Genomic DNA, 6817 nt, shown 5'->3' with positions numbered 1-6817 from the left:
AGACAAACCTGAGATCTTCAACGTATGTTTCGCCGCAAACACAGTCGCAAAAATCGACTTAACATAATAACATAACCGTCACCCATGTCCCCGAACAAACGTCAACCATCTCTCCAGGACAAACATCTCGTCCGGGATCCATATCCGCTTGCCTTGCTTTCTCATGAAGACCTTCAACCCACCTCTCATACTGGGAGTATGGGTCCCGGGTCTACGCTGCGCTTCGCCCGGGATGACACCGAGGGGGCGAGCAAACCTTATCCCACACTGTCTTCCCGGACGGATGCGTATAAACAGAAGTTCAAAAATATTAGTTATCAAGCTGTGCTGCTACACAACGAAAAACGCACAAGAAAATTCATTTCAGCAGCCTGTTACATTCGACAGCTTAATGTCCCCAATGGTATTATTTTTGAGCTTCTACTTTGAGGGCTAATCAGCTTTGATCGAGTTCCGAAAGAAAGCTTCTACGGCACGATGAGTATCAGGAAAGTGACGAGGCTTCTCTACTGTTTGAGCCCATTCAAACGTATCTGCAATCAATGCGGACAGAGTTTCCAGTTCAGGTATCTCCGTTGCAGCCACTTTTTCTTTTAAGTCACTCTTTGCTACGATCAGTTCCTCTATCTCTTTTATCGCAGCATCAGGAAGAGAAAGGCCATTTACGAGCTGTTGAAGGTTCATAGGAGGGACGACTCCCGGCACCTGCTTCATCCATTGCAAAGCAAGCGCTGGCCTTAACGTGTAAAAGAATTTTTTCAGATTAAGGCGGCTCTGGCTTGCCTGAATGACTGCTAAATCACGCATTCCCATATTTAAATAATGATGCATTGCAGGTGTGGTATTTGACGCCTCAGCTGCGAGTGTCATCAGCTTCTGGCAGATGTCATCACGCCAAATGTACCTTATAGGGCTGTGAAGCCATTCGAGCAGCACCGGATTGGATTTAAGCATCAAGTTCAAGGCTTTACGAATTTCCCAACCGCTGATGTCCAATTCATCGTCGATCGGCAACTCAATTACGTCTCTGCCAGCTTCTAAAGAAAGATACCAATCCAGTTTGTGCGTATAGACGAACCGCACATCATAGTCGCTATCCGGCGAAGGAAAGCCCCAGGCACGGCTACCGCTTTCAATAGCAAAGAGGATCGTTACATCGTTGTCGGCCTCAATCTTATACAGTTGCTCCAAAATTCTGGTGCGCATGCTCTCTGAAATACTTGGTTTGAATGGTGTTAAAACTGTCATCTGAAAATTCCTTGCAATGGCAGAGGCATATCACGTTTTCAGGGAAACAGAAGCCCCACTCATAGATCGTGTGCCAACACTTTTTCCATTAGATAAAATCCAGGGGCCACATTGGTCGTGACATCCACCAGGCATCCCTCCCCGTACGCCGTGCATGGCTATTATGCGTTGGGGGGATGGTGTTTTTGACGATATTCCCGTATAAGCGCGTCAAAAGGGAGACAAAAACCGCTCAAATTTTAGCGGTGTCCTGGCTGAATAGCTCTTGTCCTTGAGCAGGAAACCTCTTGGTTTCACACGGACTTCACAGTGCGTGCCTAGGATTTGCCCACTACTTTAAAACAGTACCAAGAATCCCATTGGAGGTGCTACTTGCATTCGTCCTCGAAGGCGCACGCGCCCGAAAAGACTGGCTTTACAGCCAATACTATTAAGGTTGAGCTCCTCTCCGGGCTAACCGTTGCTCTTGCTCTGGTTCCAGAAGCTGTTGCATTCGCATTTGTTGCTCAGGTTGAACCACTTGTTGGTTTGTACGCGGCCTTCATCGTCGGCATTATTACTGCTGTTTTCGGTGGTCGTCCGGGCATGATCTCTGGTGCAACCGGCGCGCTTGCCGTTGTTATGGTCTCACTCGTGGTGACCTACGGCGTGGAATACCTGTTTGCGACCGTTGTGCTGATGGGCATCCTTCAGCTGATCTTCGGCGTTATGCGCTGGGGTAAGTTCATCCGCATGGTGCCGCACCCGGTTATGCTTGGATTTGTGAACGGCCTTGCGATCGTGATCTTTCTTGCGCAAATGGGCCAGTTCCAGACCGTTGATGAAGTGACTGGCACAGCAAGCTGGCTTGCAGGTATGGACCTGACGTTGATGCTTGGTCTTGTTGCAGTGACCATGGCTGTGATCTGGTATCTGCCAAAGCTGACCAACGCTATTCCTGCTCCGCTTGCAGCTATTGTTGTTGTTTCTGTGATCGTGATTGGTCTTGGGCTTAACGTTCAGACCGTTGGTGATCTGGCTCCGATTTCTGGTGGCCTGCCTGAATTCCACATCCCTATGGTTCCACTGAACCTTGAGACGCTGCAGATCATCCTGCCATACTCCATCATTCTTGCTGCGATCGGCCTGATTGAAAGCCTTTTGACGCTGAACCTTGTTTCTGAAATGACAGATACACGCGGTGGCGCTTCCAAAGAGTGTCTTGCTCAGGGTGCTGCAAACGTTGTGACTGGCTTCTTCGGCGGCATGGGTGGTTGTGCGATGATTGGTCAGTCCATGATCAACGTGAAATCCGGTGGCCGGACACGCCTTGCAGGTATTGCTGCAGCGCTGTTTTTGCTGAGCTTCATTCTGTTTGCGTCTTCACTGATTGAGCAGATCCCGCTGGCAGCTTTGGTTGGTGTGATGTTCATGGTGGTGATTGGTACCTTTGCGTGGAACACCTTCAAGATCCTGCACAAGATTCCACGGACTGATGCGATTGTTATTGCGCTGGTGACTGGTGTGACTGTGTATTCTGACCTTGCTGTTGCTGTTGTGGTTGGCGTGATTGTTTCTGCGCTTGCTTATGCATGGAACGCATCCAAACGTATTGATGCACACACAACAACCAACTCTGAAGGCCAGAAAATCTACAAGCTTGAAGGCCCGCTGTTCTTTGGCTCTGCTGCTGGTTTCCAAGAGATCTTTGATCCTCAGTCTGACCCGGATGATGTGATTGTTGACTTCATCAATTCCCGCGTGGTGGACCATTCCGGTTTGCAGGCAATTGATGCACTGGCAACGCGCTATGAGCAGGTTGGCAAGACCTTGCATCTGCGTCACTTATCTCCGGATTGTAAAGACCTGCTGCACAAAGCTGGCAGCATGGTTGAGGTCGCTGTTCTGGAAGATCCGCATTACGGCATTGCAGTTGATTATGATGCAGAGATGCAAGAGACCAAGCCAGCCACAAGCTGATGCAGGTTTCCTAAGCTGATACAGAAAAGGCGGAGCACGATGGCTCCGCCTTTTTTATTCGCTCAAGCGGTTTGGCTTATCCGCGCTGGCCTTGTCCCTTGCTGTAACCATGACCGTGGCCACCTTTGCGGTCCTTCTGGCCTTTGCGCCAGTCTTTCTTCATCTTCGTGAAGTCTGCGGAGGTGATGACGCCGTCATTGTTCCGGTCCATGCGTTTCATCATCTGAGCAGTTGGTGCAAAGAACTCTTCCTGTGTGACTTTCAGGTCGCCGTTAGCATCCAGACGCTGGAAGGAACGAACGTACATTGGCTCTTTGAATTCAGCTGCGATGGTTCTGAAACCAGCCAGATCAACCGGGCCATTTGCGAAGAGCTGGTCAGCGAGTTTGCTCAGTTCATCCTTGGAGATCTGGCCGTTCTTGTCCAGATCAACCTTGGCGAACATTGCGCCCATCATTTCGCCGCGCATGCCTTTGCCGCCATGCTTGCCAAAGCTCATCATGCCCTGATCGCGAGGGCCATCACCCCAGCCACCTTTGCCTTGTTTGCCGTCGGCTTGCTTACCGTCGCGAGGGCCTTTCTGCCAGCCGTCCTTGCCTTGTTTGCCATCACGTGGGCCGTCGCCCCAGCTGCCTTTGCCGCCCTTGCCGTCCTGCATCTTGGCCATACGGTCGCCCATGCGCTTTTTCATCTTGTCCATGCGCGCTGTCATGCGTTCTGCCTGATCAAGGAACTCTTCGCGGGTCACCTGACCATCACCGTTGCTGTCAAAGCGCTGGAAGATGCGGACTGAACGGTCCTTGCTGCGCTCGGATGAACGATCTGCTGCAAAGACTTTCCATTCTTCCAGAGTGATTGCGCCGTCACCAGCTGTGTCTGCTTTTGCAAAGTCTGCTTTGCGTTTTGCTTCAATCTCAGCAGTGGTGACTGAGCCGTCCTTGTTTGCGTCAAAATTTGTAAAAAACTGGGAAGACATCTTCTTACCAAAGCTTCCGCCAAAACCTGGAGCAGCCATGGCAGGAGACAGAGCGGTACCAGCAATCAATGCAGCTACAGAGCCAGCCATAATCGTTTTGAAATTCATCATGTCGTGTTCTCCTAAAAATCAAAGCCTAAAACGAGGGGAAGGTTTGTGTGAGTGTGCTTCGATAAACAGAAGGTAGGCGCGAACTGTCGCAAAACTACACCAGAAAACACGCTGTTTTGTCACAGTATTTGCCAGAATATCGGGTTGGGACAGTTTGATACATTTTTGGGTCCTGAGAACCTTTCGCAGGCCCCGGGAATACGGCATAAGTTAGGCATCGAATACTATATGGTCTTTCACAGGTAATGGGAGACGAGACTCACAGCGAGGATGCATGTCTCAGAGTACAGCACATATTCTTATCGTCGATGATCATCGGGATATCCGGGAAAGCCTTGCCCGGTATCTGACGAAGAATAATATGCGTACGACCGTGGCAGAAAGTGCAGCTGCTGCACGTAAGACTCTGAGAAACTCCTCCATTGATCTTGTTGTGCTGGACATCATGATGCCGGGTGAAGACGGTTTGTCACTCTGCCGGCATCTGGTGGAGACCAATCAGGCCCCTGTGATCCTGCTGACAGCGATGGCTGAAGATACAGACCGCGTTGTGGGCCTAGAGATTGGTGCAGATGATTATGTGACCAAGCCCTTCAATCCGCGTGAGCTGCTGGCTCGCATCCGCGCTGTGCTGCGCCGTGCCACCAGTGTTCCGCGGGAACGTGACCCCATCGATACAGAAAAACTGGCGTTTAACGGCTGGGTTCTGGATACTGCACGGCGAGAACTGATTGATCCGGAAGATGTGAGCGTGCCTCTGTCCTCCGGTGAGTTTCAGTTGCTGCTGGCGTTTTTGAAGCGGCCCCGTGTGGTGCTGTCACGCGAGCAACTGCTAGATCTGACCTCTGGTCGGTCACTGGGAGTGTTTGACCGGTCTATCGACAATCAGGTTTCCCGCTTGCGCCGGAAAATCGAGATTGATCCCAAAAATCCGGAGTTGATCAAAACTGTCTGGGGGGGCGGTTACACCTTTACCGGTGAAGTCAAAGAAGTCACCCAATGAAGTTTCTCAGATACCTGATCCCCCGCCGTCTTGCCCCCCAGCTCATCTTGCTGCTGCTGGCTGCGCTTATCTTTTCGCAGGTCGTCAGCTTTGTTCTGCTTGGGCGAGAGCGTCAGGTTGCGCTTGCCAATCTTGCCCGCGACAATGCCTTGTGGCGCACTGCCAATGTGGTGAAGCTGCTGGAAGCCACGCCGCCGCGCTTGCAGAAGCAGGTTTTGCGTACGGTCTCTAACACACGCACGCGCTTTTCGATTGGAGACACTCCGGTCGTCGCCGAAACCGGTGGTGATGAAAGCATGGAGGCTCGGCTTGCTGACTACCTGAAGCGCAAGCTGGATCATGACCGACAAGCCCGTGTTGCCGTTATCTACAATGAGCGTTTTCAAGAAGAGAAGTGGCGTGAGCGATCCTCTCCGCCTCCAGAAGGACGTGAGCGATCTTCTCATGGTTCCATGCAGGCGATGCATGACCGCCGCGATGATTATTTCAAAAAATACCGCTGGTTTTCTCTCAAGGGCGTCCAGCTCTTTGCTGCCATTGAGCTGAAGAACGGCCAGTGGTTGAACATCGAGAGCAACTTCCGGCTTCCGAAGCCCTCGTTTGTACCGATATTGCTGCCGATCGTCATTATGGCCTTGCTGACCATTTTGATCATCTGGGTCTCTGTGTACCGCCTGACAAAGCCACTTCGAACGCTGGAAGCGGCTGCCAATGATCTTGGCCGTGGTGCCGATGTGAAGCCGCTGAAAGAAGCTGGACCTGCCGAAGTGCAGGCTGTGACGCGCTCGTTCAACCAGATGCAGGAGCGATTGACTCGGTTTATTTCTGACCGTACCCGTATGCTGGCGGCGATCAGCCATGATTTGCGTACCCCGATCACCTCGCTACGTATTCGTGCCGAGTTTATTGATGATGATGAAGACCGGGAGCGCATGATCGCCACGCTGGATGAAATGCAGGCCATGGTGGAGGAAACGCTTGCCTTTACCCGTGAAGATTCAAAGCAGGAAGAGTTGCGTTCTGTCGACCTTGGCGGTTTGCTGGAGAGCATCGCCAATGATCAGGAGGACATGGGCAATCATGTGAGCGTTGAGGCACACAACCGTGTTGTGCTGAAGTGTCGTCCGATGTCTCTTAAACGTGCTTTCCAGAACCTGATTGGCAATGCGATCCGTTATGGCGAGCAGGCTGAGGTTTCGTTCCGAGTTGACGAGGCTCATGCAGAAGTTCGTATTGCAGACAAAGGTCCGGGCATCCCGCAGAACCGCCTTGAAGATGTGTTTGAGCCGTTTGTTCGCCTGGAAGAATCCAGAAATGAAGAAACAGGTGGCATCGGTTTGGGCCTTGCGATCACACGCAGCATCATTCATGCGCAAGGCGGTACAATCCGCCTTGAGAATGGCGAGGAAAACGGCCTTGTCGCAATTGTGAGACTGCCGCTTTAACATCCAACAGGCGCGAGAGATTAAGGCTTCTGTTACCCTAGCAGAACGCCTTCACTCACGTCGTTGCTCTCCGCT

At 51.6% G+C, this 6817-nt stretch carries 5 protein-coding genes; 3 read left to right on the top strand and 2 right to left on the bottom strand.

Translation table 11 applies throughout. From position 1 onward, the window contains the following. Window positions 1–432 precede the first annotated feature (432 nt). Window positions 433–1248: a nucleotidyltransferase domain-containing protein gene (locus PsAD13_RS12170; RefSeq protein ID WP_063318334.1), complete on the bottom strand. Its 816-nt coding sequence runs from the start codon at window positions 1246–1248 to the stop codon at window positions 433–435. 372 nt (window positions 1249–1620) lie between these two features. Here PsAD13_RS12170 and PsAD13_RS12165 point away from each other — a divergent pair, with 372 nt between their 5' ends. Then, on the top strand, window positions 1621–3207 hold the full coding sequence (locus tag PsAD13_RS12165; RefSeq protein WP_063318333.1) for a SulP family inorganic anion transporter: 1587 nt from the start codon (window positions 1621–1623) through the stop codon (window positions 3205–3207). A gap of 76 nt (window positions 3208–3283) precedes the next feature. Here PsAD13_RS12165 and PsAD13_RS12160 read toward each other — a convergent pair whose 3' ends face one another. Next, window positions 3284–4294: an EF-hand domain-containing protein gene (locus PsAD13_RS12160; RefSeq protein ID WP_063305172.1), complete on the bottom strand. Its 1011-nt coding sequence runs from the start codon at window positions 4292–4294 to the stop codon at window positions 3284–3286. Between the two features lie 274 nt (window positions 4295–4568). Between PsAD13_RS12160 and PsAD13_RS12155 the strand changes: the two genes are divergently transcribed. After that, on the top strand, window positions 4569–5297 hold the full coding sequence (locus PsAD13_RS12155; protein ID WP_057462770.1) for a response regulator: 729 nt from the start codon (window positions 4569–4571) through the stop codon (window positions 5295–5297). Next, on the top strand, window positions 5294–6742 hold the full coding sequence (locus PsAD13_RS12150) for an ATP-binding protein (protein WP_063305173.1): 1449 nt from the start codon (window positions 5294–5296) through the stop codon (window positions 6740–6742). The genes PsAD13_RS12155 and PsAD13_RS12150 overlap by 4 nt, the downstream gene beginning before the upstream one ends. The last annotated feature ends 75 nt before the right edge of the window (window positions 6743–6817 follow it).

It is taken from the genome of Pseudovibrio sp. Ad13, from assembly GCF_001623225.1.
In the GTDB taxonomy this organism is placed as follows: Bacteria; Pseudomonadota; Alphaproteobacteria; order Rhizobiales; family Stappiaceae; genus Pseudovibrio.
The sequence above is the reverse complement of the archived record's forward strand: the minus strand, read 5'-3'. Positions and strand labels throughout refer to the sequence as shown.